Below are 26,802 nucleotides of genomic sequence, written 5' to 3'. Positions count from 1 at the left end.
CTCCTGTCGGCAATACCGTAGAGTCCACCTGGAAATCTCTTCTTGCCGGTCAGAGCGGCATCAGCCTAATCGACCATTTCGATACTAGCGCCTATGCAACGAAATTTGCTGGCTTAGTAAAGGATTTTAACTGTGAAGACATTATCTCGCGCAAAGAACAGCGCAAGATGGATGCTTTCATTCAATATGGAATTGTCGCTGGCGTTCAGGCCATGCAGGATTCTGGCCTTGAAGTGACGGAAGAGAACGCCACGCGTATCGGTGCTGCTATCGGCTCCGGCATCGGCGGTCTTGGTCTAATCGAAGAAAACCACAGTTCTCTGGTGAACGGCGGTCCACGTAAGATTAGTCCATTCTTCGTCCCGTCTACGATTGTTAACATGGTGGCCGGTCATCTGACCATCATGTTTGGTTTACGTGGCCCTAGCATTTCTATTGCCACGGCGTGTACTTCCGGTGTGCATAACATCGGTCATGCAGCACGTATGATTTCCTACGGCGACGCTGACGCGATGCTGGCAGGTGGTGCTGAGAAAGCCAGTACGCCACTGGGCGTAGGTGGTTTCGGTGCAGCACGCGCACTCTCTACTCGCAACGATAATCCACAGGGCGCAAGCCGTCCGTGGGATAAAGATCGTGATGGCTTTGTGCTGGGTGACGGCGCAGGCATCATCATGCTTGAAGAGTATGAGCACGCGAAAAAACGCGGTGCGAAAATTTATGCTGAAGTGGTTGGCTTTGGTATGAGCAGCGATGCCTACCACATGACATCCCCGCCGGAAAATGGCGCAGGTGCAGCCCTGGCAATGGTTAACGCAATTCGCGATGCGGGCATTGAACCGGGTCAGATTGGCTACGTTAACGCCCACGGCACGTCTACCCCGGCAGGCGATATCGCTGAAGCTCAGGCTGTGAAGTCTGTGTTTGGCGCAGACGCAAGCCGTGTGATGGTCAGCTCCACTAAGTCGATGACAGGTCACCTGTTAGGCGCGGCAGGAGCGGTTGAGTCAATCTACTCCATCCTGGCTCTGCGCGATCAGGCTGTTCCGCCGACCATTAACCTGGATAATCCGGAAGAGGGCCTTGGCCTGGATCTGGTTCCGCACGAAGCGCGTCAGGTTAGCGGCATGGAATACACACTGTGTAACTCCTTCGGCTTTGGCGGCACCAACGGTTCTCTGATCTTCAAAAAGGTCTGATGGCCACGCCAGATGAAAAAGGCCTGCTTAGCAGGCCTTTTCTTTAGGTATTATCCTCTGGATCCCTTGAGCTTTCCTGTCAGACTGAAAGGCCATTGATTAGGAGATGCCATGTTTATGATTAATGGTATTAACCAGGATTTTCTGAGCGCCAGCGATCGCGGCCTGCAGTTTGGTGATGGATGTTTCACCACGGCCCGCATTCAGCACGGTGAAATCGCGTTTTTCACGCAGCATCTTGAGCGTTTAGAGAAAACTACCGCCGCATTGTTTATCCCCTTTACCGATTGGGCCACTCTCGCTGAGGAAATGCGGGCTCTGGCAAAGACGGCTGGCGAAGGCGTGCTGAAAGTCGTTATTACGCGCGGCAGTGGCGGACGCGGATATAGCACTAACGGCTGCCAGTCACCTACTCGCATTCTGTCGATCTCTCCCGCTCCTGCACATTATCCACGCTGGCAAAGTGAAGGCATCACGCTCGCATTAAGCCCTGTACGTCTTGGGCGTAACGCCCAGCTTGCGGGATTAAAACACCTCAATCGCCTCGAACAGGTCTTAATCCGCTCGCATCTTGAACAGACTACGGCCGATGAGGCGTTGGTCCTTGACAGTGAAGGGTGGGTTACGGAATGCTGTGCGGCTAATTTATTCTGGCGAGCCGGTGATACCGTATTCACGCCACGGCTGGATCAGGCCGGAGTGAATGGCATTATGCGACAGCACTGCCTTTCATTGTTGGCACAAAGCCGTTATCGCGTTGTCGAAGTCAATGCCCACGAAGAGGCCGTCAGCCAGGCTGATGAAGTGATTGTCTGCAATGCCCTGATGCCCGTGGTTCCCGTGAACCAGTTTGCCGATGCCCGCTATCTTTCGCGCGAGCTGTTTGAATTTTTGGCCCCCCTTTGTGAGCAGTCGACTAAGTCATGAAGAAAATGTTTCGGTTTGTCCTCCTGCTGCTGGTTGTTTTTGCGATCGCGGCTGGGGTTGGGATGTGGAAGGTTCGCGAACTGGCGAGCAGCAAAATCCTTCTCAAAGATGAGGTGATCTTCACCCTGAAAGCAGGCACCGGTCGCCTGGCGTTAGGCACTCAGTTGTATGAAGAACATGTCATCAATCGCCCGCGTGTTTTCCAGTGGTTGCTGCGCGTTGAGCCTGAACTGTCTCACTTTAAAGCCGGCACCTATCGCATCACGCCGGGGATGAGCGTTCGTGAGGTGATGCAACTGCTTGCCAGCGGAAAAGAAGCACAGTTCCCGCTGCGTTTTATTGAAGGCATGCGTACCAGTGATTATCTCAAGCAGCTGCGTGAGGCACCGTACGTAAAACATACGCTGAAAGACGACAGCTATGCCGCCGTAGCCGAAGCCCTGAAGCTGGAACATGCGGATTGGGTTGAAGGCTGGTTCTGGCCGGATACCTGGATGTACACCGCCAACACCACGGATTTGCAAATCCTTAAACGCGCACACCAGAAAATGGTCAAAGCGGTCGATCAGGCGTGGGAAGGGCGGATGGACAATCTTCCCTACAAGGATAAAAACCAGCTTGTCACCATGGCCTCAATTATCGAAAAAGAGACTGCCGTCGCCAGCGAGCGCGACCAGGTGGCTTCAGTGTTTATTAACCGTCTGCGAATCGGCATGCGCCTGCAAACTGATCCAACGGTTATCTACGGCATGGGCGAGAGCTATAATGGCAAGCTGAGCCGCAAGGATCTGGAGACACCCACAGCCTACAACACCTATGTGATTGCAGGCATGCCGCCAGGTCCGATCGCCACGCCAGGCGAAGCTTCACTGAAAGCCGCGGCGAATCCGGCGAAAACGCCGTACCTTTATTTCGTTGCGGACGGTAAAGGGGGTCACACCTTTAACACCAATCTGGCGAGCCATAACCGCTCAGTACAGGATTATCTGAAAGCACTTAAGGAAAAAAATGCGCAGTAAGTATATCGTCATCGAAGGCCTGGAAGGCGCTGGCAAAACCACGGCACGCAATGTCGTGGTCGAAACGCTTAAAGAGATGGGCATTAGTGATTTAGTGTTCACCCGCGAGCCGGGCGGCACCATCCTGGCGGAAAAACTGCGCAGTCTGGTGCTGGATATCAAATCCGTTGGCGATGAAGCGATCACCGACAAAGCCGAAGTGCTGATGTTCTATGCCGCGCGTGTTCAGCTTGTCGATACAGTCATCAAACCTGCTCTGGCCGAAGGCAAATGGGTGATTGGCGACAGACACGATCTTTCGACACAAGCGTATCAGGGCGGAGGCCGGGGTATCGATCAACACCTTCTCGCCACGCTGCGTGATGCCGTTCTTGGCGATTTCCGCCCGGACCTGACGCTATACCTGGATGTGACCCCAGAAGTCGGGTTAAAACGTGCGCGAGCCCGTGGCGACCTGGATCGCATCGAGCAAGAGTCTTTCAATTTCTTCAACCGCACTCGCGCTCGTTATCTGGAACTTGCCGCGCAAGACCAGACTATCCGTACAGTTGATGCGACCCAACCTCTTGAAACCGTGATGCAAAATATTCGTTCTACGGTCATGCAGTGGGTCGAGGAGCAGGGCGCATGAAATGGTATCCGTGGTTGCGCCCGCCGTTTGAACAGCTTGTTTCCGGTTATCAATCCGGACGTGGCCACCACGCGCTATTAGTTCAGGCTTTACCGGGAATGGGGGCTGATGCGCTGGTTTATGCGCTGACCCGTTTTATGATGTGCCACTCCCCTGAAGGTCAGAAAAGCTGTGGTAAATGCCATAGCTGTCAGCTGATGCAGGCGGGCACGCACCCGGATTACTATCATCTGCTGCCGGAAAAGGGCAAAAGCACGCTTGGGATCGATGCGGTTCGCGAAGTCAGCGAAAAGCTGTATGAGCGTGCGCGTCTGGGTGGCGCCAAGGTGGTGTGGATAAGCGATGCCGCGCTCCTCACCGAAGCGGCAGCCAATGCTTTGTTAAAAACACTGGAAGAGCCGCCGCAAAATACCTGGTTTTTCCTGCAATGCGAAGAGCCTGCCCGGTTGCTCGCCACGTTGCGCAGCCGTTGTCGTCATTTCCATCTCGCTCCTCCGGCAGAAAACTACGGGCTGGCCTGGCTCGCCCGTGAAGTTACGGTGTCACAAGATAGTCTGCTAAGCGCACTGCGTCTTAAAGCCGGCGCACCCGCTGCGGCGCTGGATTTGTTACAGGAAGCCAACTTCGCCCCTCGCCAGCAGCTTTGTGCGGCGCTTGAAGCCACATTGCAAAACGGCGACTGGCTCTCAATGCTTGCGGTACTCAATCATGACCAGGTGGCTGAACGTCTTTACTGGCTGATTTCGCTGCTGCTCGATGGCATAAAAATGCAGCAGGGCGTGACCCAGTTGACCAATGTTGATGCCTGGGCTCTGGTTCAACTCATCGCCAATCGCATCCCGGCAACCCGTTTGCAGGCGATGGTGACTGATGCCTGTCTGTGCCGGGAACAGTTGCTGAGCGTGACCGGGCTGAACCGCGAACTGATGCTCAATGACAGCCTGCTACGCTGGGAGCACTGGTTGACGCCAGGCAGCACGCTTCCTCTTCCCCCTTTCTAAGAAATTCACCTGTAAGAAGAGACATTATGTTTTTAGTCGACTCGCACTGCCATCTTGATGGCCTGGATTATCAATCACTGCACAAAGATGTGGATGACGTACTGGCGAAAGCCGCCGCTCGTGATGTGAAGTTTTGTCTGGCTGTTGCCACGACGCTGCCCGGCTATCGAGGCATGCGTGAGCTGGTCGGTGAGCGTCAGAATGTTGTTTTCTCCTGCGGTGTACATCCGTTGAATCAGGATGAAGACTACGAGGTAGAAACTCTGCGCCAGTGGGCGGCAGAAGAGGGCGTGGTCGCGCTTGGCGAAACGGGCCTCGATTATTATTACACGCCAGAAACTAAAGCTCGCCAGCAGGCTTCGTTTGCTCACCACATCCGCATTGGGCGTGAGCTGAACAAACCTGTCATCGTCCATACGCGGGATGCACGCGAAGATACGCTGGCGATTTTGCGCGATGAAAAAGTGACGGATTGCGGTGGCGTACTACACTGTTTCACGGAAGACACAGAAACAGCAGGCAAACTGCTGGATTTAGGGTTCTACATCTCCTTCTCCGGCATTCTGACTTTCCGTAACGCGGAGCAACTGCGTGAAGCGGCGCGCTACGTGCCACTCGACCGCATTCTGGTGGAGACGGATTCACCGTATCTGGCACCTGTTCCGCATCGTGGTAAAGAGAATCAGCCTGCGATGACTCGTGATGTCGCAGAGTACATGGCCGTGTTGAAAGGGGTGTCGCTTGAGCAACTGGCGCAACAGACCACCGAAAACTTCGCCACGTTGTTCCACATCGACCCCGCCCGACTGCAATCTGCCTGATTCGCCTGCTTATTTTAAAGCTCGTAATTAATAATCAAAGCGAGTAAAGTTCACCGCCGCAAAAGGGGTGGTGAACGGTTTACCTGTAACCTTCAGAAACAACTTTTGTAAATTAATGCAAGGTTTTCGGCGATTGCTGGTTGAAACGTGATGGCCGTCAAACAAAAATAAACTGAATTATTTTACTCTGCGTAATAAATAAAAGGACACTTAGATGTCCTGTCTACGGCGAGGTTCTCCCCCCTCGCCAATGCGTGAAAGCGTAAAAAAAAGCACAAATACTCAGGAGCACTCTCAATTATGTTTAAGAATGCATTTGCTAACCTGCAGAAGGTCGGTAAATCGCTGATGCTGCCAGTATCCGTACTGCCTATCGCAGGTATCCTGCTGGGCGTCGGTTCTGCTAACTTCAGCTGGCTGCCAGCCGTCGTTTCCCACGTTATGGCGGAAGCGGGCGGTTCTGTCTTTGCTAACATGCCGCTGATCTTTGCTATCGGTGTTGCACTTGGCTTCACTAACAACGACGGTGTTTCTGCACTGGCGGCGGTAGTAGCCTACGGCATCATGGTGAAAACCATGGCGGTCGTTGCACCTCTGGTTCTGCATTTACCTGCTGAAGAAATCACGGCCAAGCATCTGGCGGATACGGGTGTTCTCGGCGGGATCATCGCCGGTGCTATCGCTGCCTACATGTTCAACCGTTTCTACCGCATCAAGCTGCCAGAATACCTGGGCTTCTTTGCGGGCAAGCGTTTTGTGCCGATCATTTCCGGTCTCGCCGCTATCTTCACCGGCGTGATCCTCTCCTTCATTTGGCCGCCAATCGGTAGCGCCATCCAGGAGTTCTCTCAGTGGGCTGCGTACCAGAACCCGGTTGTGGCGTTCGGTATCTACGGCTTCATTGAGCGTTGCCTGGTACCATTCGGTCTGCACCACATCTGGAACGTTCCATTCCAGATGCAGATTGGTGAATACACCAACGCCGCAGGCCAGGTGTTCCACGGCGATATCCCACGTTACATGGCAGGTGACCCAACAGCAGGTAAACTGTCTGGCGGCTTCCTGTTCAAAATGTACGGTCTGCCAGCGGCTGCGATCGCTATCTGGCACTCTGCGAAACCAGAGAACCGTGCAAAAGTGGGCGGTATCATGATCTCCGCAGCGTTGACCTCGTTCCTGACCGGTATCACCGAGCCAATCGAGTTCTCCTTCATGTTCGTTGCGCCGATCCTGTACGTAATCCACGCGATTCTGGCAGGCCTGGCGTTCCCAATCTGTATCCTGCTGGGTATGCGTGACGGTACGTCCTTCTCTCACGGCCTGATCGACTTCATCGTTCTGTCCGGTAACAGCAGCAAGCTGTGGCTGTTCCCTATCGTGGGTCTGTGCTACGCCGCGGTGTACTACACCGTGTTCCGTGTGCTGATTAAAGCACTGGATCTGAAGACTCCGGGTCGTGAAGACGCGACTGAAGACAGCAAAGCTGGCGCAACCAGCGAAATGGCTCCGGCCCTGATTGCTGCCTTCGGCGGTAAAGAAAACATCACCAACCTTGATGCCTGTATCACACGTCTGCGTGTGAGCGTGGCTGATGTGGCGAAAGTGGATCAGCCTGGTCTGAAGAAACTGGGTGCCGCAGGTGTGGTTGTTGCAGGTTCCGGCGTTCAGGCAATTTTCGGTACTAAATCCGATAACCTGAAAACCGAAATGGATGAGTACATCCGCAACAACTAAGCCATAAAGCCAGGGGAGACTAAGGCAGCCAATAGGCTGCCTTTTTTAATGCCTGAAATCGGTGGGAATTGCCGGGCGGCACGTTGTTTGCCCGGCCTACAAGGCTGGCGTAGGTATGTGAATTTGTAGGGCGGGTAAGCGAAGCGCCACCCGCCAGTTTTGGTAATCAGAAATCGTAGCTCGCGCTGACGGAGAAGTTCAGCGGCGCGCCGTACACCAGATAAGAACCAACGTAATCGTAATATTCTTTGTCGAACAGGTTGTTGACGTTGGCCTGCAGGGCAAAGTTCTTCGTGACCTGATAACGGCTAAACAGGTTAACCAGCCCATAGCTGCCCTGGTCGATATAGTCCCGACCCGCTGGCCCGCCGCTCACTTCACTCCAGATCTTGTTCTGCCAGTTCACGCCACCGCCTACGGTCAGTACTGGCATCATCGGCAGCTGATAGCGGGTAAACAACTTCATGGTGGTACGTGGCTGATCGGAGCTCACCGCATTGCCCTTTTTATCTTCCGCGACATAACGGGTTGCACCAAAGGTGAGCTGCCAGTTGTCAGTTAATGCGCCATTCAGCTCAAACTCAACGCCCTTACTGACCACGCCATCCAGCGATTCGTAAATCGACTCGCCGCTTGGCAGCCAGGTGTAGGTGTTGTTGGCAACATTGTCCTGCTCGATACGGAAAACGGCCAGTGAGGTGGTCAGGCGGGTATTAAACCAGTCGGCTTTCACGCCTGCTTCGTAACTCTTGCCGGTGGTCGGGTCGAGATAGCGCCCGTTGGCATCGCGTTTATCCTGTGGCTGGAAGATGCTGGTATAGCTGGCATACGCCGACCAGTCTTCATTGATGTCATAGACCAGACCAGCATAAGGCGTCACATCATCCTTGGTGCTTTCCAGACGCGTATTCGGTGCGCCCGCCGGGTTGTATTTAATGTTGTAGTTGGTATAGCGAGCGCCAACGATCAGGTGCAGCGGATCGGCCAGTGAGAAGCGAGCCGAAGAGTAGGCTGAGGACTGGCGGATATCATCCTTGCTGTAGAGCTTCCATGCGGTCCACTGCGGATCGGCGATGTTGCTGTTCCAGTTGTTGAAGCTGCCGATATCCACCATGCCGTACAGCGAGTCAGGCAGTGAGTTATCGTAATGGTTACGCTGACGGCTGAGGCTGCCACCGACCATCATTTCATGCTGACGACCAAACAGCTCGAAATCACCGCGCAGGAAGGCGTCGACCGCATCCTGTTTACGTTCGCCACGGTTCCAGCCGCCATAGCCGACCATTCCGCTGCCCGTTTCTTTGTCCGGATAACCGTACATGTACATCATTTTGGTGTCGAAGTTGGTGTCGGTATGCATCCCGTTGATGTGCGCTTCCCAGCCGTTATCGAAACGCTGGGTAAAATTGGCGAACACTTTGGTGCTGTCTTTGTCCGACCAGGCCCAGTCCGGCGCGACGGTATCGCTGCGGTTGTAATGGGTTTTGCTGCCATCACTGTACCAGGTTGGTAAGCCACCCCAGGTGGGGTCTGCGGTATTGCTTTCCTGATATTCGTAGCCCAGTGAGAGCGTGGTGCTGTCGGTTAAATCCGCATCAACAACGCCGTAGAGGAATTTTTTACGGTAGTGATAGTTGTCCATCCAGGAATCATTGTCCTGATAACCGGCAATCATGCGACCCCGCACGTTGCCTGATTCCACTAGTGGAGCCTGCAAATCAAGCACGTAGCGCTGCTTATCCCAGCTGCCGTAGCTGGCGGAAACATTGCCCTGAAACTCACGGCTGTCCGCATGCTTGCGAACCATATTGACGTATGCTGCGGGGTTACCAGTGCCGCTCATTAACCCGGTTGCGCCGCGTACGACTTCAATACGGTCATAAATGGCGGTGTCGGTGGCGGTGTCACCAAAGTTCCACACTTCGCTGATGGAAGTCGGCAAGTCGTCATAGGCATAGTTACTGACGAAGAAGCCGCGGGAATAGAACACTGTGCGATCGCTATCCTGCACCTGAGCGGTAACGCCAGTGGTGTTGGTCAGCACCTGGCCGATGGTTTGCAGGTTCTGATCCTTCATACGCTGCTGGCTGATAACGCTAACGGATTGCGGAATGTCACGCGGCACCAGCAGCAGTTTCGTTCCTGTTGTCGTGGTTTTAACGCTGTAATCCTGGTCCTGAGCGCTGCTTGTCGCATTATCCGTCGAACCTTCGACGACCACGGTTTCTTCATTATTTGTGGCAGCCAGGGCGGAAGAGGGCAACAGAGCTAAGGCAATGCAGGCAGCGAGAAGCGACGGCGCGGCCGGGAGTCTGCGCTCCCTTGTGCTTAAGTCAAAAGTGAAAGACATACGAAACCCTTGTGTTGTTAGTGTTATCGACACGGCGCTATTGCATGAAAATGCAAATGCGAAATATACGCATTCATATTATCGATGTAAATAAATGTAAGAACGGATTTGAAACTTTGGTGTAGTTGTGGGGGCGCGGGAATCGTCCGTAACTGATTATCTAACAGCCGCCGAATCCGATTCTCTCTAAGAAAAAGTGGGATCAGGTTGAAAGAAGAGGAGTAAGTCGCTCATACTCTTACGTTGTTATCTGAAGATCTGGTTACCGCACGGTAATAAGCAAAAAGGAAAAAATGACATGGCAGAAGAAACGATTTTCAGCAAAATTATCCGCCGCGAAATCCCGGCCGATATTGTGTACCAGGATGAACTGGTTACCGCGTTTCGTGATATCTCGCCGCAGGCTCCAACCCACATTCTGATTATCCCCAATAGCCTTATTCCCACGGTTAACGATGTCACCGCTGAGCATGAGCAGGCGCTCGGTCGCATGATGACGGTAGCGGCTAAGATTGCTGAAGCGGAAGGTATTGCTGAGGAAGGATATCGTCTGATCATGAACTGCAACCGTCACGGCGGGCAGGAAGTTTACCATATTCATATGCATCTTCTGGGCGGGCGTCCGCTTGGTCCAATGCTTGCGCACAAAGGATAACGGCATGAACTGTGGCCGAATGGGGGTCCTGCTGGCGGCTGTGCTCTTGGCCGGATGCGGTTCTCACCCTGAAATCCCTGTGGGCGATCAACAAACGCTGGTCATGGAAGCTAACGTTCTGGCGGCAGGGATCAGCGCCGAAAATCCTGAGCTGACGTCGTCTGAAATTCAGGCGACAGCCTCATCAAAACTCTATAACGAGCGCTCGACGTCTGTCACGGTTCACTATCGTTTCTATTGGTATGACGCCAGAGGGCTGGAAATGCATCCACTGGAAGCGCCGCGTACCGTGACCATCCCGGGGCAGTCTTCTGTGACGCTGTTCGGCAGCGCCAACAGTTTGGGTGCACATAAAGTCCGGCTTTATCTTTATCTTTAAGGGGTAAACAGTAATGAGTAAATTAAGTCGCTATGCGTTTATCGCGGCTGTCGCTGTCTTTCTTGCGGGCTGTGTGGGCCATCGCGAACAGCCTGCACCGGTTGAAGAGGCAAAACCTACGCCAGAACAGCCGCAGACGCCACCGCCGCCGCCGACAGTGCCCACTGTGCCAACGATCCCAACCCAGCCGGGGCCGATTGAAAATGGTGCTCAGCAGCCGGCACAGCCTGCACCGCGCGTTCGTCATTATGACTGGAATGGCGCAGCGCAGCCGCTGGTCAGCAAAATGGTTCAATCGGAAGGAATTACCTCGGGCAGCATCCTGCTGGTCGATAACGTGAATAACCGCACCAACGGCTCCATTAACAGCACGGAAGCGACCGCTGCCCTTAGCAATGCCCTGAAGGGAAACAGCAAATTTACACTGGTTTCAGCGCAACAGCTTGCCGTGGCGAAACAGCAACTGGGCCTGTCTCCGCAAGACAGCCTGGGATCGCGTAACAAAGCGATGGGCCTGGCCCGTACCGTCGGCGCGCAGTACGTGCTGTATTCCAACGCCACCGGTAATGCCAATGCGCCAACGCTTTCCTCACAACTGATGCTGGTCCAGACTGGCGAGATCATCTGGTCAGGTAAAGGTGCAGTTACACAGCAATAAGCTAACGCGCGACGAAGTGCTGTCGCGCCACTTTCCCGATTTCACTCCCGTCGAAGACGCCGCTGTTAAAGGGCTGAGCGGCGGGAGCTGTCTTATCGAACATCAGGGGCGGCATCTGGTTCTGCGTCAGCATCACGATGCGTCAGCGCCTGATTTTCATTTCCGCCGTCAATACCATGCTCTAAAGGCCCTACCTGCAACACTGGCTCCGAGGCCACTTGGATTCTGTGCAGGCTGGATGGCGGTGGAATATCTCCAGGGTGAGACCTGCACCACACTCCCGGGTAGCCAACCGATGGCATCGCTGTTGTATCATTTGCATCAGCAAAAAGGCTTTGGCTGGCGAGTGACGCTGCTACCACTGTTGCAGCATTACTGGCAGAACAGCAGCCCGCTAAGGCGGACGCCGCAGTGGCTTCGGCTTTTGCAAAGACTGAGAAAGCAGGGTGAACCGCCGCCGCTGCGGCTGGCACCCTTGCACATGGATGTCCATGCGGGCAACCTGGTAATGACCCCCGAAGGGCTGCGTTTAATCGACTGGGAGTATGCGGGCGACGGCGATGTCGCGCTTGAGCTGGCCGCCGTATGGACGGCCGATGAAACCAGCCGGGCAGCACTGATTGCGGAGTATGCGCGTCTGGCAAAAATGAATGCGACAGCGCTTGGCCTTCAGGTACGGCGCTGGCGTCCGTGGCTAAAAATGCTGATGACGACCTGGTATGAATATCGCTGGCAGCAGACCGGCGACCAACACTTTATCGCGCTGGCTGACGAAGGCTGGCGTGGTCTGATGAATAACAGAGAAGAGAGGTAAACGTGGGCCCAGTGATGTTGGATGTTGAAGGATTCGAGCTGGATGCAGAGGAACGAGAAATTCTGGCACATCCACTGGTTGGCGGGTTGATTTTGTTTACCCGTAACTATCATGATCCGGCCCAGCTTCGTGAGCTGGTACGCCAGATCCGCAGCGCGTCTAAAAACCATCTGGTGGTGGCAGTCGATCAGGAAGGCGGTCGCGTGCAGCGTTTCCGTGAAGGTTTTACGCGTCTGCCAGCGGCCCAGTCTTTTGCAGAATTGCTCGGGATGGAAGATGGCGGCCGCATGGCACAGGAAGCGGGTTGGTTGATGGCATCAGAAATGATAGCCATGGACATCGATATCAGTTTCGCTCCTGTGCTGGACGTTGGGCACATCAGCGCCGCCATCGGTGAGCGTTCTTACCATGCCGATCCCCATAAAGCCCTGGCGATGGCTCGCCACTTTATCGATGGTATGCACAATGCCGGAATGAAAACGACGGGCAAACACTTCCCGGGGCATGGCGCGGTGACAGCTGACTCGCATAAAGAAACACCGCAAGACCCTCGCGATGAAGCGGAAATTCGTGAAAAAGATATGTCGGTCTTCCGCACGCTGATTACTGAAAATCGACTGGATGCCATCATGCCAGCCCATGTTATCTACAGTGAAGTTGACTCCCGCCCGGCCAGCGGTTCTCCGCACTGGCTGAAAACCGTGCTTCGCGGTGAGTTGGGCTTCGACGGCGTTATTTTTTCTGATGATTTGTCGATGGAAGGCGCGGCAATCATGGGCAGCTACGCAGAACGTGGCCAGGCCTCTCTGGATGCAGGTTGCGATATGATCCTCGTCTGCAATAATCGTAAAGGTGCCGTTAGCGTGCTGGATAACCTGTCACCGATCAAAGCGGAGCGTGTTACGAAATTGTATCATAAAGGTTCATTTACCCGTCAGGAGCTGATGGATTCAGCTCGCTGGAAGACGGTCAGCGCGCAGCTCAATGAACTGCATGAACGCTGGCAGGCGCATAAAGCCACTTCTTAATCTTCCCCTCATCGGGATTAGTAGTGTTGCGAGGATGTAATGATAATTTATTTGCACGGTTTCGATTCAAACAGTCCGGGGAATCACGAGAAAGTCCTGCAATTGCAGTTTATCGACCCCGACGTTCGCCTGATTAGCTACAGCACGTTGCATCCAAAGCACGACATGCAGCACTTGCTGAAGGAAGTGGACAAAATGTTGCAGCTTAACGCCGACGACAGGCCCCTGATTTGTGGGGTGGGGCTCGGTGGCTACTGGGCTGAGCGCATCGGTTTTTTGTGTGATATCCGTCAGGTGATTTTCAATCCGAATCTGTTCCCGAATGAGAACATGGAAGGGAAGATTGATCGGCCGGAAGAGTACGCGGATATCGCGACCAAATGCGTGAGTAACTTCCGTGAGAAAAACCGCGATCGTTGTCTGGTGATCCTCTCCCGCCAGGACGAGGCCCTGAATAGCCAGCGTTCGGCTGAGTTTTTGCATCATTACTACGAGATAATCTGGGATGACGTGCAGACGCATAAGTTCAAGAATATCTCTCCGCACCTGCAGCGAATCAAAGCCTTTAAAACCCTCGGCTAACCCCGCTTTTGCCCGGTGACGTCCTGCTCACCGGGCACCTGAATTCCCGCTTATCCACTACACTTGCTCAACATTTCAGCGGCAAAACTTGATTCATATCAATTTTGGTATGACCAATGCACCTCCCATGGTATTCTTCGCTGAAGTTAGGTTTTCAGGCGCAGTAACCTGTTGTTAATTAAAGGTTATTTTAATAACTTTTAATTAACAATTGGTTAATAATTTGAGGGGGTCACGTTGACTACACCATTGAAAAAGATTGTGATTGTGGGCGGTGGTGCTGGCGGGCTTGAGCTGGCGACTCAGTTGGGTCGGAAGCTTGGCCGTGGCAAAAAAGCAAAAATCACGCTGGTCGATCGTAATCACAGCCATCTTTGGAAACCGCTGCTGCATGAAGTTGCTACCGGTTCACTGGATGAAGGCGTGGATGCGCTGAGCTATCTGGCCCATGCTCGTAACCACCATTTCCAGTTCCAGCTGGGCTCTGTGGTGGATATCAACCGTGAAACCAAAACCCTGACGCTGGCTGAGCTGCGCGACGAAAAAGGCGAGCTGCTGGTGCCAGAGCGCAAGCTGCCGTACGACACGCTGGTGATGGCGCTGGGCAGTACTTCTAATGACTTCAACACCCCGGGCGTAAAAGAGAACTGCATTTTCCTCGATAACCCGCATCAGGCGCGCCGTTTCCATCAGGAAATGCTCAACCTGTTCCTCAAGCACTCCAGTAACCTGGGCGCGAACGGTAAGGTCAATATCGCTATTGTTGGCGGTGGCGCCACGGGCGTTGAGCTTTCCGCAGAGCTGCATAACGCTGTGAAACAGCTTCACAGCTACGGCTACAAAGGGCTGACCAACGAAGCGCTGAACGTCACGCTGGTGGAAGCCGGCGAACGCATTCTGCCTGCACTGCCACCACGCATCTCAGGGGCCGCGCACAGCGAGCTGACCAAAATGGGCGTACGCGTACTGACGCAAACCATGGTCACCAGCGCCGATGCAGGCGGTTTGCACACCAAAGAAGGTGAGTACATCAATGCCGATCTGATGGTGTGGGCTGCGGGCATCAAAGCGCCAGATTTCATGAAAGACATTGGCGGCCTGGAAACCAACCGCATCAACCAGTTGGTGGTAGAGCCAACGCTGCAAACTACCCGTGATGCCGATATCTACGCGATCGGAGACTGTGCTTCCTGTGCTCGTCCGGAAGGCGGTTTTGTGCCTCCTCGTGCTCAGGCCGCACACCAGATGGCAACCTGCGCGCTGAATAACATTTTGGCGCAGAGCAAGGGCAAGCCGCTGAAGGCATATATCTACAAAGATCACGGCTCGCTGGTCTCATTGTCTAACTACTCCACCGTGGGCAGCCTGATGGGCAACCTGATGCGTGGCTCAATGATGGTAGAAGGGCGTATCGCCCGCTTCGTGTACATTTCGTTGTACCGTATGCACCAGATTGCGCTGCACGGTTACTTCAAAACCGGGTTGATGATGCTGGTAGGTAGCATTAACCGCGTGATCCGTCCTCGCCTTAAACTGCACTAATCCCCTTATGCCCGGTGGCACTGCGCCACCGGCATCTTTTCTACCTCCTTAAAATCTAATTTCAATCCTTCAGAATGCTCTGAATCACTCGAATTCACCGTTTTCCGGCGATTTTTTCAGGGGTTTTCTTATATCCAGCTTTACCTTCTGGTTGCAAAATTGTTACCAACAGCAACAAAGGAGGAACTCCCGTGAATAAATCAATGTTAGCGGGTATAGGGATTGGCGTAGCTGCTGCGCTGGGTGTGGCGGCGGTGGCCAGTCTGAACGTGCTTGATCGCGGCCCACAATATGCTCAGGTTATCTCTGCCACGCCCATTAAAGAGACCGTGAAAACACCCCGTCAGGAATGTCGGAACGTTGCGGTAACTCACCGCCGTCCGGTTCAGGATGAAAACCGTATTGCCGGTTCAGTGCTCGGTGCCGTAGCAGGGGGCGTGATTGGTCATCAGTTTGGTGGCGGACGTGGTAAAGATGTTGCGACCATCGCTGGTGCGTTAGGCGGCGGTTATGCCGGTAACCAGATCCAGGGCTCGATGCAGGATAACGATACGTACACCACCACGCAGCAGCGCTGCAAAACGGTGTATGACAAGTCAGACAAGATGTTGGGTTACGATGTGACCTACAAAATTGGCGATCAGCAGGGGAAAATCCGCATGGATAAAGATCCTGGTACTCAGATCCCACTCGACAGCAATGGTCAGCTGGTTTTGACTAACAAAGCCTAAAAAAGCAGTTTATCTGTTAATTGGCCCCTCATTCGCTCAGGCTGAGGGGCCTTTTTTATGGCTGCTATTGATGGATGGCAGTCAGATTTTCAGCATCTGTGGCCACAGTCGCAACGTGGTGTCCGTTATCTTCATCAGCGATTCGTAGCTAGCGCCTTCACGTGCGCTGATGGACATCCCTTGCAGAATGCAACTGAGGAACAGAGCCAGTTCGCAAACGGGCTTATCGGCAGGGATTTCACCGCGGGCCTGACGCTGAGTCAGAAACTCGCAGAGTGTTTTTTCCTGCATTGCGTGGCGTGATTTTAGCGTCAGCGCAATGTCCTTCGAGGAGGCCGCAAGCGTCGCCGACGTGTTAATCATAAAGCAGCCAGCCGGGGTGTCTTTGCTGGTAAAGCAAGTGGCAATCGCGCTGAAATAATCGCGGAGCGCTTGTTCTACTGGCTTCTCTTCACAAAAGAGCTGGGCTTCGTGCCTGGCGGCAAAGCGTGAAATATAACGATCCAGAACGGCCCGGAACAGGCCTTCTTTGTTGACGAATTCAGCATACAGCGTCGGCGCTTTCGCACCTGTCGCTTCGACTAAATCCGCGAGTGATGTTGCTTCATAGCCGTGCTGCCAGAAGAGTGTCATGGCCTTATCGAGCGCCGCTTCCCTGTCGAACACTTTTGGTCGGCCACGGCTTTTTTTTACGCAACTTGCAACGTCAGTTGTCATGGTGCCGTTGTACCTCTATGGATGTGTTGAACGTTCATTATAAAAATAAACCCTCAGCATAACCAGCGCCGGATGAGACAAAATAAAATTCTCATATCGATATGAAAAATAAGAGATAAATTATTTATATAATAATCATTATAAAAATCCGTTGACGCGTGACGCAGATCACACTATTATTTCCCTATCGATCGTTAAGTTAATAATGACGACCCGGCAAAATTCATCTGCAAAGGTAAAAAAATCATGAAAAGCATCAAAACTTTAGCTGTTGCTGCCGTCCTGAGCTCACTCTCATTCGCAAGCTTCGCTGCGGTAGAAGTTCAGTCCACACCCGTTGACCAACATAAAGTCGGTGTTATCTCTGCTGACGCAGGCACCAACCTGGGTTCTCTGGAAGACCAACTGGCACAGAAAGCAGACGCCATGGGCGCTAAATCATTCCGTATTACCTCAGTTACCGGTCCGAACTCCCTGCACGGGACTGCGGTAATTTATAAATAAGGCCCTCCTTATTTAACCCTCGGCAATGCCACTGCCATAAAAAAGACCACGACATTTGTCGTGGTCTTTTTTTTGTTGCCAGAGAGGGGATAGCTTACAGCGATTGCGCCGTTGCTTCACCGTGAGTGGTGACATCCACAGGCATACCGGAACGCACTTCCATGACATGTTCCATCACTGAAGCATCGGTCTGTGCGGAATCTTTGAAAGCCTGCAGGGTGCTGTTGAGCGAAATGGGCAGCACCTGCGGGTCATCATCAAGATGTTTAGACAGCGGCTGATGCACTTCCACAAGGTGAACGCCGTTTGGCTCAACGGATGCCTTGATTGGTGTGTTGATAATGTTCACTTTCGTGCCTGGCGTCACTTGCCTGAACAGCGTTTCGATATCGCCATCGCGCAGACGGATACAACCGGAGCTCACGCGCATGCCAATACCGAAGTCAGCGTTCGTCCCGTGCAGCAGATACACACCGCCATAGGCCGAGAGGCGAATGGCGTGATGACCCATCGGGTTATCTGGCCCGGCAGGCACTACGGCAGGTAAATCAATACCGTTGGCCTTGTAACGGGCGCGGATGTTGGCCGTTGGCGTCCACGTAGGATTCGCGCGCTTATCGGAAACCGTGGTCACCATTGTTGGCGTCAGCGTATCGCCCCCTAACTGGCCAATGCCAATCGGGTAAACCGTGACGCTATTTTTACCCGGTGGATAGTAATAGAGACGCAACTCCGCAAGGTTAATCACCATACCTTCTCGCGGCGCATCGGGCAGAAGCGTTTGCAGCGGGATCGTCAGCACGCTGCCGGCGCGTGGAACATAAGGGTCAACACCCGGGTTTGCCTGAAGCAAAGCCAAAAAACCGACATTGTATTTTTTAGCGATAGCTTCCAGAGAGCCGCCATCGTTGGCGACAACGTGAAAACGGTTTTCACCGACCAGACGGCTGCCGGCAGGAGGAAGAGGCCAGGTATTGGCGCGTGCGGGTAAAGCCACAGCAACGGTTGCAGCGAGGGCAAACAGCGCCATCAGCCGCAGGAAACGCGATTGAATCATCATCACAGCACATCCATAACGGTGATTGAGCAGGGGAAACCCTCATTATGGCGTCAGGCCGTGTCTGGATGTTTCAGTGAATTGCAAAGAGTGTGTAAAGAAGCGGGGAATAAGTCCCGGCGACAGGCGCCGCCGGGAAGGGGATCAGGCGACAGCGTTCTCTTCAAGCTGCTGCATAAAGTTGCGCACCCACTCCATTCGGGCTTTACGCTCGGTCAGCTCCTGGAAGAACTTCAGCCGTGTTGGCCCATCCAGACGATAGTGCTGAGGCTGCTTTTGCAACAGACCGATAAGCCAGGCAGGGTTCACGTGATTCTTTTCATTGAACTCAATCACGCCGCCTTTTTCATTGCCTTCGAGCTTACGAATCCCCAGTTTCTGCGCCTGCTGGCGAAGACGAGCAATATCCAGCAGGTTACGCGCGGCATCCGGCAGCAGGCCGAAGCGGTCGATAAGCTCCACTTTCAGCTCATCGAGCTCCTGCTCGCCTTTGGCACTGGCGATACGCTTGTAGAAAGAGAGACGCGTATTGACGTCAGGAATGAAATCGTCCGGCAGCAATGACGGCATACGCAGCTCAACTTCGGTCTGCTGGCTGGTGAGATCTTCGAGAGACGGCTCACGGCCCGCTTTCAGCGCATCCACCGCATTTTCCAGCAGTTCCATATACAGCGAGAAGCCAATCGTCTCCATCGAACCGCTCTGATCTTCACCCAGTAGCTCACCCGCGCCGCGAATTTCGAGGTCATGGGTCGCCAGCGCAAAGCCTGCGCCCAAATCTTCCAGCGAGGCGATGGCTTCCAGACGTTTTTGCGCGTCGGTGGTCATGGCTTTTGGATGCGGCGTCAGCAGCCATGCGTAGGCCTGGTGATGCGAACGCCCAACGCGACCACGTAACTGATGCAACTGAGCAAGGCCGAAGTGGTCGGCGCGTTCGATAATGATGGTGTTAGCCGTCGGAATGTCGATCCCGGTTTCAATTATCGTGGTGCACACCAGCACGTTGAAACGCTGATGGTGGAAATCGTTCATCACCCGTTCCAGCTCGCGTTCGCGCATCTGTCCATGACCGATGGCAATACGGGCTTCCGGCACCAGCTCTGCCAGTCGGTCGGCGGCTTTCTGGATGTTTTCGACATCGTTATAAAGGTAATAAACCTGACCGCCGCGCAGCACTTCACGCAGAATCGCTTCACGGACAACCAGATTGTCATACTCGCGTACGAAGGTTTTGACCGCCAGACGGCGAGCGGGTGGGGTGGCAATAATCGATAAGTCACGCATACCGCTCATCGCCATGTTCAGCGTACGCGGAATAGGCGTTGCCGTCAGGGTCAGAATGTCGACATCGGCACGCATCGCTTTAATGCGTTCTTTATGACGCACGCCGAAACGGTGCTCTTCATCAACAATTAACAAGCCGAGGTCACGCCACTTCACGTCGCTTTGCAGCAGTTTATGGGTGCCAATCAGAATGTCGATTTTGCCTTCACTGGCTTGTTCCAGAATCTGGGTTTGCTCTTTGGCACTGCGAAAACGTGAGAGCATTTCAATGCGCACTGGCCAGTTGGCAAAGCGATCGCGGAAGTTGTCGAAATGCTGCTGGGCAAGCAGGGTGGTCGGCACCAGTACGGCAACCTGTTTGTTGTTTTCTACGGCCAGGAAAGCGGCACGCATGGCCACTTCGGTTTTACCGAAGCCCACGTCGCCACAGACCAGTCTGTCCATCGCCAGCGGCTGGCACATATCGCTCAGCACGGCATTGATGGCCTGCGCCTGATCTGGCGTGGTCTCAAACGGGAAGCTGTCGCAGAAGAGTTGATACTGCTCGCGATCGTGTTTAAAGGCATAACCCGATTTTGCTGCCCGTTGCGCGTAGATATCGAGCAGCTCAGCCGCCACATCACGCACTTTCTCGGCCGCTTTTTGACGTGCTCGTGCCCAGGCATCGCCGCCCAGTTTGTGCAGCGGAGCATTGTCTTCCGCGCCACCGGCGTAACGGCTAATCAGATGCAGCGAAGAGACCGGAACATACAGTTTCGCGTCATTGGCATAGATGAGCATCAGGTATTCAGCGGTGATGCCGCCAGCTTCGAGCGTCGTCATGCCAGCGTAACGACCGACACCGTGTTCCAGGTGGACAACGGGTTGCCCTTCATGCAATTCGGCGAGATTGCGAATCAGCGTGTCCGGGTTGATCGTACGACGCGAATCCTGACGGCGACGCGCTACGCGCTCGCCAAGCAGATCGCTTTCGCAAATTAACGCCCGATTGCGCAGCGTATCAATGTAGCCGTGCTCGGCGGAGCCGGTTATCAGAAAACGTCCGTTCCCCGTGGCTTCATCAAGGCGCTGGATCCGTTTAGGTGACAGCTTGATGCGTGAGAGCAGTTCACCCAGCGCTTCGCGACGGCCTTCACTTTCTACTGAGAAAATCACCGGGCCTTCGAAAGACTCAAGGAAGCGGCGCAGATTATCGAGCGGCGATTTGTTCTGCGCCTGCACCGCCAGGTCAGGCAGCTTTTGATAACCAAGATTGACGTTCGCGGCTTTATCGGCGAGCTGTTCAGTTTTGAGCTGCACGCGCGGCCATTTTTTCAGCTCGCTAAACAGCTCATCGACACGAAGCCATAGCTGGGAGGGCGGCAGAAGAGGGCGCATGGGGTCAACGCCACGGTTTTCGAAACGTGCCTGAGTATCTGTTTCGAAACGCTGAGCGCTGGCTTCCGGATCGCCAGTGCTGACCAGCAGCGTATTAGCCGGGAAATAGCTGAACAGCGGTGGTAAAGGCTCGCTGAAGAAAAGCGGCTGCCAGTATTCAATGCCCGCAGGCAGCGTACCTTTGCTGACCTGCTGATAGATATGCTCGGCATCTCGTTTAACGTCAAACTTATCTCGCCATTGACTGCGGAACAGCTCGATAGCGGTTTTGTCCGTGGGGAACTCGTGAGCAGGTAATAAATTGATTGCTTCGACTTCTTCCAGCGTGCGTTGGGTATCGGTATCGAATAAACGCAGGCTGTCGATTTCATCATCGAAAAAGTCCAGTCGATACGGTTGCTCGCTGCCCATTGGGAACAAATCTAACAACGCGCCACGAGTGGCATATTCGCCGTGTTCCATGACCTGATCCACATGGCGATAACCCGCGCTATCGAGCTGTGAACGAAGCGCATCACGCGACAGCTGCTGGCCTTTTTTCATGACAAGAGCATGGCCATGCAGATAACTGTGCGGACAGACTCGCTGCATCAGAGTATTGACGGGAACAATCAATACGCCGCGCTGCATGGTGGGAAGCTGATAGAGCGTCGAAAGGCGCGAAGAAATAATTTCCTGATGGGGAGAGAAACTGTCATACGGCAAGGTTTCCCAGTCCGCCAGATTCATCACCATCTGATCGGTGAACTGACTGATCTCGTCATGCAGACGCAACGCGTTTTGCATATCGGGCGCAATCAGCACCACAGGGCCGCTGTGGCGTTCCACAATCTGAGCAACTTCGGTGGCGCAGGCAGCGCCGGTCAGTTCACCCAGCAGGCGTTGTTCACCTGCTTTGACAGGCAGGCTATATCGTTGATTTTCAGCTAGTTCAGGCATAGGTAATATCAGGATCCCTCGTGGGTTTGCCTGTGAGAGTGGGGGCAAACCGCCTTTCTTCAATGAGGCTTATTATCCTTGATCATCAGGGTTTAGCAAATCGTCGATCGCCTCGTCAGAGCGGCAGGAAAAGGTTGAATTATTTTTCTTACGCCGACGCCCTATTATCTGCCCTACAGTAGCGTGGTTTAAAACTCTCGAATTCCCTATTCGATTGACTTTAAAAGCACAGGAAATAGGATTTGCGGGTTTGTTGGATAGCGAAATTGGCCAGTATTTTACTGGGCGTCAGAAATTACAGGATTACTATGAACAAGAATATTATCAACGCAATTGAGCATGAATTGACCCCGCAATTGCTAGAGAAGGTGTCGGCTTACACTGGTGAGGGGCACAATCTCATTATTTCCTCACTGGAAAATGTGATCTCTTATTTATTTGATAAAGCAGATACCTGGCTTGAGTGGAATGAATCGCCGGCAACACTTTTAAATTTAATTAAAGACTGCCCTTCGCTGGATTTAGGTAAAACATCGCTGGATACCCTGATGCAATTTTCTGCCAAAGGTCATGTTATTCACGATATTCTGAACACTATCCTTCCTGATGGGCAGGAACATTTTGAACGCCATCTTGCAGAGAAAGTGGGTGTTAAACACAGTTCTGCGTCAACGTTGATGAGCCTGGGTGCGCTGCTGCTGTTCAAACCGATGAAAGCTTATTTGCAAACGAGAACGACGCAGGGACTGTCGCTGAAATCTTGGTTGAAAGATGAAAAAGTGCAGGGCGTTGATTTGCATCATCTGCTGAATAAAAAACCTGCAGTGAAAGTAGAAAATAAAAAATGCAAAACGAAAAAATGGCCCTGGTTGTTATTGCTGCTAGCTTTGCTTGCTGGCGCATTGTTCATGTTGCGTAGTTGTCATAACAATGATGCTCAGACAACAGCGCATACTACAGTATGGAAAAACCTGGGCGCATTCTTCAAGCGCGCGTTGCCAGATGGCACCACATTGAATATTCCTGAACTGGGCGTTGAAAATCAATTATTGAAGTTTATTGAAAGCGATCAGCCAGTGTCTGATACTTTATGGTTCTCATTTGACCGCTTGTTATTTGAAACAAACAGCCCGGTATTAAAGCCAGAATCGCAGGAACAGCTGAAAAATATCGCAGATATTATGAAAGCGTACCCGCGTGTTGACTTGCTGCTGGCCGGTTATACCGATAACACCGGCACCGATGACATCAACATGCAGCTGTCTCAGCAGCGGGCAGATTCAGTGCAACATGAACTGGTTAACATGGGTGTCGCCACTGAGCGCCTGATTGCGAAAGGTTATGGCTCAACAAACCCGGTCGCGCCAAATGATTCGGATGAAAATCGTGCGAAAAACCGCCGTATTGAGATTCAGGTGACGCAGAAGTAATCCGTTCACACGCGAATCCTTTCTATAAAACCGCCTTTGACCACGAAGGCGGTTTTTTTATGGTTTCGGATTTTTGTACCCCTGTTTCACGGCTGTGCAGCCATAATCAGTAACAGACTGTATTTTTTCATTTTAAAATGCTCTTACGGCAGGCCGTATCTGACTTCTCGCATTTACGCTCCCGGCTTTCGCTTATATACTCGGGCTCTAGCTAACAGCAACCAGACGGATTACATGTACCAACCTGTCGCACTATTCATTGGCCTGCGTTACATGCGTGGGCGCGCAGCAGACCGCTTCGGTCGCTTTGTCTCCTGGCTTTCGACTATCGGCATCACCCTTGGCGTCATGGCGCTGGTGACGGTGTTGTCGGTCATGAATGGCTTTGAGCGTGAGCTGCAAAACAACATCCTGGGGCTGATGCCGCAGGCGGTTCTCAGTTCTGAACAAGGTTCGGTTAATCCTCAGCAGCTTCCTGAAAGTAAAGCCAAATTGCAGGGCGTCACACGTGTTGCGCCGTTAACCACGGGTGATGTGGTTATTCAGAGCCCGCGTAGCGTGGCGGTGGGCGTCATGCTGGGTATTGATCCCGCGCAGAATGACCCGCTCACACCTTATCTCGTCAACGTGAAACAAACCGCGCTGGAAGCCGGGCAATATAACGTCATTCTTGGTGAACAACTGGCCGGGCAGCTTGGCGTCAAACGAGGTGACCAGATTCGCATTATGGTGCCCTCGGCAAGCCAGTTCACGCCGATGGGCCGTGTGCCGAGCCAGCGCCTGTTCAATGTTATTGGCACGTTTGCCGCCAACAGCGAAGTCGACGGCTATCAGATGCTGACCAACATCCAGGATGCATCACGCCTGATGCGTTATCCGCTCGGCAATATTACCGGCTGGCGACTGTGGCTGGATAAGCCGCTGGAAGTCGATACCCTGAGCGCGCAAAAATTACCTGAAGGCACCAAATGGCAGGACTGGCGCGAGCGCAAAGGCGAGCTGTTCCAGGCTGTGCGGATGGAAAAAAACATGATGGGCCTACTGCTGAGCCTGATTGTTGCCGTTGCCGCGTTTAACATCATTACTTCGCTTGGCCTGATGGTAATGGAGAAACAAGGTGAAGTGGCCATCCTGCAAACCCAGGGCCTGACGCCGCGCCAGATCATGGCGGTGTTTATGGTGCAGGGCGCAAGTGCAGGGGTGATAGGCGCACTGTTAGGCGCACTGCTCGGTTTGTTGCTGGCAAGCCAGCTGAATAATCTGATGCCGATCATCGGCGCGTTTGTCGATGGTGGCGCGTTACCGGTGGCGATTGAACCGCTGCAGGTGATCGTTATCGCGCTGGTGGCGATGCTGCTGGCACTGCTGTCTACGTTGTATCCTTCCTGGCGCGCTGCCGCCACTCAACCCGCTGAGGCTTTACGTTATGAATAAGATCCTGTTGCAATGCGACAACCTGTGCAAACGCTATCAGGAAGGCACCGTGCAGACCGACGTGTTGCACAATGTCAGCTTCAGCATTGAGGAAGGCGAAATGATGGCGATTGTCGGCAGCTCCGGCTCCGGCAAAAGTACGCTGCTGCACCTGTTGGGGGGCCTTGATACGCCCACTTCTGGCGATGTGATTTTTAGCGGTAAGCCACTTTCTAAGATGTCTTTGGCGGCAAAAGCCGAACTGCGTAACCGTGAGCTGGGCTTTATCTACCAGTTCCACCATCTGCTGCCAGATTTCACCGCGCAGGAAAACGTGGCCATGCCCCTGCTGATTGGTAAGAAGAAGCCTGCTGAAATCCAGGAGCGCGCGCGCGCGATGCTGGCAGCCGTGGGCCTCGATCATCGTCGCAGCCATCGCCCATCCGAGCTTTCCGGCGGTGAACGTCAACGCGTGGCGATTGCCCGTGCGCTGGTGAATAACCCGCGTCTGGTGATGGCAGATGAGCCCACCGGTAACCTGGATGCGCGTAATGCGGACAGCATTTTCCAGCTCCTTGGCGATCTGAACAAACAGCAGGGAACGGCGTTTCTGGTAGTCACCCACGATTTGCAACTGGCGAAGCGAGTGAGTCGCCAGCTGGAGATGCGTGACGGTCACCTGAATGCCGAGCTGACCCTGATGGGAGCGCAGTAAATGGCTTCTCCGTTATCCCTGCTTATTGGTTTACGCTTCAGCCGTGGTCGCCGTCGTGGCGGCATGGTGTCGCTGATTTCGGTCATTTCCACGGTAGGTATTGCGCTGGGCGTTGCGGTGTTGATCGTGGGCCTGAGTGCAATGAACGGTTTCGAACGCGAGCTGAACAACCGCATTCTGGCTGTCGTTCCACATGGCGAAATAGAGCCGGTGAATCAACCGTGGAATAACTGGAACGACGCGCTGAACAAGGTCGAAAAAGTGAAAGGGATTGCTGCAGCGGCACCCTATATCAATTTCACCGGCCTGATTGAGAGCGGCAGCAATCTGCGCGCCATTCAGATTAAAGGCGTCGATCCGCAGCAGGAAAGCAAGCTGAGTGCGCTGCCAAATTATGTGCAGAATAACGCCTGGGCGGATTTCAAAGCGGGCAGCCAGCAAATCATCCTGGGTAAAGGCGTGGCTGACGCGCTGAAGGTGAAGCAGGGCGATTGGGTGTCAATCATGATCCCTAACTCCGACAAAGAGCATCAGCTTCTGCAACCCAAACGTGTCCGTTTGCACGTGAGCGGTATTTTGCAACTGAGCGGTCAGCTTGACCACAGCTTTGCGATGATCCCCATGCCCGATGCCCAACAGTATCTGGACATGGGCAGCAGCGTGACCGGTATTGCCATCAAAGTGAATGACGTCTTCAACGCCAACAAACTGGTGCGCGACGCAGGGGAAGTGACGAACAGCTACGTCTATATCAAGAGCTGGATTGGCACGTATGGCTACATGTACCGCGACATCCAGATGATCCGCGCGATCATGTATCTGGCGATGATTCTGGTGATTGGCGTGGCCTGCTTTAACATCGTTTCCACGCTGGTGATGGCCGTAAAAGATAAGAGCAGCGACATCGCGGTGTTGCGCACGCTTGGTGCGAAAGATGGCCTGATCCGCGCTATTTTCGTCTGGTACGGTCTGCTGGCCGGCCTGTTGGGTAGCCTCAGTGGCGTCGTGATTGGCGTTCTTTGTGCCCTGAATCTGACGACCATTATCAAGGGGATCGAAACCCTGATTGGTCATCAGTTCCTGTCTGGCGATATCTATTTTATCGACTTCCTGCCGTCTGAACTGCACTGGCTGGATGTCTTTTATGTGCTGGTCACGGCACTGGTGCTGAGTTTGCTGGCGAGCTGGTATCCTGCCCGTCGCGCCAGCCGGATTGATCCTGCAAGAGTGTTAAGTGGCCAGTAATTCAGTGGCGTGCCATTTGGGCACGCCACTCTTTATGTCCTGATCTTTTG

General features: G+C 53.5%; 24 protein-coding genes. 20 read left to right on the top strand and 4 right to left on the bottom strand.

Annotated elements, in window-relative coordinates:
- The 7 genes from fabF to ptsG form a co-directional block, all read left to right on the top strand.
- A partial coding sequence (fabF, locus tag ACRCWW_RS13750; RefSeq protein ID WP_438682914.1) for a beta-ketoacyl-ACP synthase II occupies nucleotides 1–1,199 on the top strand: 1,199 nt, incomplete at its 5' end.
- Between the two features lie 111 nt (nucleotides 1,200–1,310).
- A complete protein-coding gene (gene pabC / locus ACRCWW_RS13745) occupies nucleotides 1,311–2,126 on the top strand; it encodes an aminodeoxychorismate lyase (RefSeq protein WP_438682913.1) in 816 nt (271 codons plus the stop codon).
- The gene (yceG, locus tag ACRCWW_RS13740; protein WP_438682912.1) at nucleotides 2,123–3,145 is read left to right on the top strand and encodes a cell division protein YceG; all 1,023 of its coding nucleotides are present in this window, start codon (nucleotides 2,123–2,125) and stop codon (nucleotides 3,143–3,145) included. Before pabC ends, yceG begins: the two co-directional genes overlap by 4 nt.
- Nucleotides 3,135–3,776, top strand: coding sequence for a dTMP kinase (tmk, locus tag ACRCWW_RS13735; protein WP_438682911.1), 642 nt, complete (start codon nucleotides 3,135–3,137; stop codon nucleotides 3,774–3,776). The genes yceG and tmk overlap by 11 nt, the downstream gene beginning before the upstream one ends.
- Nucleotides 3,773–4,777, top strand: coding sequence for a DNA polymerase III subunit delta' (holB, locus tag ACRCWW_RS13730; RefSeq protein ID WP_438682910.1), 1,005 nt, complete (start codon nucleotides 3,773–3,775; stop codon nucleotides 4,775–4,777). Before tmk ends, holB begins: the two co-directional genes overlap by 4 nt.
- Before the next feature lie 26 nt (nucleotides 4,778–4,803).
- The gene (locus ACRCWW_RS13725; RefSeq protein ID WP_438682909.1) at nucleotides 4,804–5,598 is read left to right on the top strand and encodes a metal-dependent hydrolase; all 795 of its coding nucleotides are present in this window, start codon (nucleotides 4,804–4,806) and stop codon (nucleotides 5,596–5,598) included.
- 300 nt (nucleotides 5,599–5,898) lie between these two features.
- Entirely contained in the window at nucleotides 5,899–7,332 is a 1,434-nt protein-coding gene (ptsG, locus tag ACRCWW_RS13720; protein WP_404659065.1) for a PTS glucose transporter subunit IIBC, read from the top strand.
- A 166-nt stretch (nucleotides 7,333–7,498) separates the two neighbouring features.
- Here ptsG and fhuE read toward each other — a convergent pair whose 3' ends face one another.
- On the bottom strand, nucleotides 7,499–9,682 hold the full coding sequence (gene fhuE / locus ACRCWW_RS13715) for a ferric-rhodotorulic acid/ferric-coprogen receptor FhuE (protein ID WP_438682908.1): 2,184 nt from the start codon (nucleotides 9,680–9,682) through the stop codon (nucleotides 7,499–7,501).
- 298 nt (nucleotides 9,683–9,980) lie between these two features.
- Between fhuE and hinT the strand changes: the two genes are divergently transcribed.
- The 8 genes from hinT to ACRCWW_RS13675 all read left to right on the top strand — a co-directional run bounded on the left by hinT (nucleotide 9,981) and on the right by ACRCWW_RS13675 (nucleotide 16,071).
- Entirely contained in the window at nucleotides 9,981–10,337 is a 357-nt protein-coding gene (gene hinT, locus ACRCWW_RS13710) for a purine nucleoside phosphoramidase (protein WP_438682907.1), read from the top strand.
- A gap of 4 nt (nucleotides 10,338–10,341) precedes the next feature.
- Complete coding sequence (locus ACRCWW_RS13705) at nucleotides 10,342–10,716, top strand: YcfL family protein (protein ID WP_438682906.1); 375 nt, start codon at nucleotides 10,342–10,344, stop codon at nucleotides 10,714–10,716.
- Between the two features lie 13 nt (nucleotides 10,717–10,729).
- Entirely contained in the window at nucleotides 10,730–11,374 is a 645-nt protein-coding gene (lpoB, locus tag ACRCWW_RS13700) for a penicillin-binding protein activator LpoB (protein ID WP_438682905.1), read from the top strand.
- Nucleotides 11,355–12,188 carry a thiamine kinase gene (gene thiK / locus ACRCWW_RS13695; protein WP_438682904.1) on the top strand — a complete coding sequence of 278 codons (834 nt, stop codon included), beginning with the start codon at nucleotides 11,355–11,357 and terminating at the stop codon, nucleotides 12,186–12,188. The genes lpoB and thiK overlap by 20 nt, the downstream gene beginning before the upstream one ends.
- A 2-nt stretch (nucleotides 12,189–12,190) precedes the next feature.
- The gene (nagZ, locus tag ACRCWW_RS13690) at nucleotides 12,191–13,216 is read left to right on the top strand and encodes a beta-N-acetylhexosaminidase (RefSeq protein ID WP_438682903.1); all 1,026 of its coding nucleotides are present in this window, start codon (nucleotides 12,191–12,193) and stop codon (nucleotides 13,214–13,216) included.
- 39 nt (nucleotides 13,217–13,255) lie between these two features.
- Nucleotides 13,256–13,798: an alpha/beta hydrolase YcfP gene (ycfP, locus tag ACRCWW_RS13685; RefSeq protein ID WP_330982020.1), complete on the top strand. Its 543-nt coding sequence runs from the start codon at nucleotides 13,256–13,258 to the stop codon at nucleotides 13,796–13,798.
- A gap of 237 nt (nucleotides 13,799–14,035) precedes the next feature.
- Complete coding sequence (locus tag ACRCWW_RS13680) at nucleotides 14,036–15,340, top strand: NAD(P)/FAD-dependent oxidoreductase (RefSeq protein WP_438682902.1); 1,305 nt, start codon at nucleotides 14,036–14,038, stop codon at nucleotides 15,338–15,340.
- A gap of 191 nt (nucleotides 15,341–15,531) precedes the next feature.
- Nucleotides 15,532–16,071 carry a glycine zipper 2TM domain-containing protein gene (locus tag ACRCWW_RS13675; RefSeq protein WP_438682901.1) on the top strand — a complete coding sequence of 180 codons (540 nt, stop codon included), beginning with the start codon at nucleotides 15,532–15,534 and terminating at the stop codon, nucleotides 16,069–16,071.
- A gap of 81 nt (nucleotides 16,072–16,152) precedes the next feature.
- Here ACRCWW_RS13675 and ACRCWW_RS13670 read toward each other — a convergent pair whose 3' ends face one another.
- Complete coding sequence (locus ACRCWW_RS13670; RefSeq protein WP_438682900.1) at nucleotides 16,153–16,788, bottom strand: TetR/AcrR family transcriptional regulator; 636 nt, start codon at nucleotides 16,786–16,788, stop codon at nucleotides 16,153–16,155.
- A gap of 246 nt (nucleotides 16,789–17,034) precedes the next feature.
- On the opposite strand from ACRCWW_RS13670, the gene bhsA reads away from it, so the two are divergent.
- Nucleotides 17,035–17,292, top strand: a complete 258-nt coding sequence (gene bhsA, locus ACRCWW_RS13665; RefSeq protein WP_438682899.1) for a multiple stress resistance protein BhsA — start codon at nucleotides 17,035–17,037, stop codon at nucleotides 17,290–17,292.
- Nucleotides 17,293–17,386: 94 nt separating this feature from the next.
- On the opposite strand, the gene ldtC is transcribed toward bhsA, so the two are convergent.
- Together ldtC and mfd are read right to left on the bottom strand one after the other, a co-directional pair.
- Nucleotides 17,387–18,352: a L,D-transpeptidase LdtC gene (gene ldtC, locus ACRCWW_RS13660; RefSeq protein WP_438682898.1), complete on the bottom strand. Its 966-nt coding sequence runs from the start codon at nucleotides 18,350–18,352 to the stop codon at nucleotides 17,387–17,389.
- A 141-nt stretch (nucleotides 18,353–18,493) separates the two neighbouring features.
- Nucleotides 18,494–21,949, bottom strand: coding sequence for a transcription-repair coupling factor (gene mfd, locus ACRCWW_RS13655; RefSeq protein ID WP_438682897.1), 3,456 nt, complete (start codon nucleotides 21,947–21,949; stop codon nucleotides 18,494–18,496).
- Between the two features lie 308 nt (nucleotides 21,950–22,257).
- On the opposite strand from mfd, the gene ACRCWW_RS13650 reads away from it, so the two are divergent.
- The 4 genes from ACRCWW_RS13650 to lolE all read left to right on the top strand — a co-directional run bounded on the left by ACRCWW_RS13650 (nucleotide 22,258) and on the right by lolE (nucleotide 26,752).
- Nucleotides 22,258–23,379 carry an OmpA family protein gene (locus ACRCWW_RS13650; protein WP_438682896.1) on the top strand — a complete coding sequence of 374 codons (1,122 nt, stop codon included), beginning with the start codon at nucleotides 22,258–22,260 and terminating at the stop codon, nucleotides 23,377–23,379.
- A 234-nt stretch (nucleotides 23,380–23,613) separates the two neighbouring features.
- Nucleotides 23,614–24,813 carry a lipoprotein-releasing ABC transporter permease subunit LolC gene (gene lolC, locus ACRCWW_RS13645; RefSeq protein WP_438682895.1) on the top strand — a complete coding sequence of 400 codons (1,200 nt, stop codon included), beginning with the start codon at nucleotides 23,614–23,616 and terminating at the stop codon, nucleotides 24,811–24,813.
- A complete protein-coding gene (lolD, locus tag ACRCWW_RS13640) occupies nucleotides 24,806–25,507 on the top strand; it encodes a lipoprotein-releasing ABC transporter ATP-binding protein LolD (protein WP_438682894.1) in 702 nt (233 codons plus the stop codon). Before lolC ends, lolD begins: the two co-directional genes overlap by 8 nt.
- Entirely contained in the window at nucleotides 25,508–26,752 is a 1,245-nt protein-coding gene (lolE, locus tag ACRCWW_RS13635; protein ID WP_438682893.1) for a lipoprotein-releasing ABC transporter permease subunit LolE, read from the top strand.
- Nucleotides 26,753–26,802: the final 50 nt, after the last annotated feature.

It is taken from the genome of Scandinavium sp. (assembly GCF_051650185.1).
In the GTDB taxonomy this organism is placed as follows: domain Bacteria; phylum Pseudomonadota; class Gammaproteobacteria; order Enterobacterales; family Enterobacteriaceae; genus Scandinavium.
Note: the sequence above shows the minus strand (reverse complement) of the source record. Positions and strands in the feature narration are given on the sequence as shown.

Bases quoted from the DNA above. Each gene is read 5' to 3' on its own strand.
- pabC (WP_438682913.1), top strand. From the start codon at position 1,311: ATGTTTATGATTAATGGTATTAACCAGGATTTTCTGAGCGCCAGCGAT.
- yceG (WP_438682912.1), top strand. From the start codon at position 2,123: ATGAAGAAAATGTTTCGGTTTGTCCTCCTGCTGCTGGTTGTTTTTGCG.
- tmk (WP_438682911.1), top strand. From the start codon at position 3,135: ATGCGCAGTAAGTATATCGTCATCGAAGGCCTGGAAGGCGCTGGCAAA.
- holB (WP_438682910.1), top strand. From the start codon at position 3,773: ATGAAATGGTATCCGTGGTTGCGCCCGCCGTTTGAACAGCTTGTTTCC.
- ACRCWW_RS13725 (WP_438682909.1), top strand. From the start codon at position 4,804: ATGTTTTTAGTCGACTCGCACTGCCATCTTGATGGCCTGGATTATCAA.
- ptsG (WP_404659065.1), top strand. From the start codon at position 5,899: ATGTTTAAGAATGCATTTGCTAACCTGCAGAAGGTCGGTAAATCGCTG.
- fhuE (WP_438682908.1), bottom strand. From the start codon at position 9,682: ATGTCTTTCACTTTTGACTTAAGCACAAGGGAGCGCAGACTCCCGGCC.
- hinT (WP_438682907.1), top strand. From the start codon at position 9,981: ATGGCAGAAGAAACGATTTTCAGCAAAATTATCCGCCGCGAAATCCCG.
- ACRCWW_RS13705 (WP_438682906.1), top strand. From the start codon at position 10,342: ATGAACTGTGGCCGAATGGGGGTCCTGCTGGCGGCTGTGCTCTTGGCC.
- lpoB (WP_438682905.1), top strand. From the start codon at position 10,730: ATGAGTAAATTAAGTCGCTATGCGTTTATCGCGGCTGTCGCTGTCTTT.
- ycfP (WP_330982020.1), top strand. From the start codon at position 13,256: ATGATAATTTATTTGCACGGTTTCGATTCAAACAGTCCGGGGAATCAC.
- ACRCWW_RS13670 (WP_438682900.1), bottom strand. From the start codon at position 16,788: ATGACAACTGACGTTGCAAGTTGCGTAAAAAAAAGCCGTGGCCGACCA.
- bhsA (WP_438682899.1), top strand. From the start codon at position 17,035: ATGAAAAGCATCAAAACTTTAGCTGTTGCTGCCGTCCTGAGCTCACTC.
- ldtC (WP_438682898.1), bottom strand. From the start codon at position 18,352: ATGATGATTCAATCGCGTTTCCTGCGGCTGATGGCGCTGTTTGCCCTC.
- mfd (WP_438682897.1), bottom strand. From the start codon at position 21,949: ATGCCTGAACTAGCTGAAAATCAACGATATAGCCTGCCTGTCAAAGCA.
- ACRCWW_RS13650 (WP_438682896.1), top strand. From the start codon at position 22,258: ATGAACAAGAATATTATCAACGCAATTGAGCATGAATTGACCCCGCAA.
- lolC (WP_438682895.1), top strand. From the start codon at position 23,614: ATGTACCAACCTGTCGCACTATTCATTGGCCTGCGTTACATGCGTGGG.
- lolD (WP_438682894.1), top strand. From the start codon at position 24,806: ATGAATAAGATCCTGTTGCAATGCGACAACCTGTGCAAACGCTATCAG.
- lolE (WP_438682893.1), top strand. From the start codon at position 25,508: ATGGCTTCTCCGTTATCCCTGCTTATTGGTTTACGCTTCAGCCGTGGT.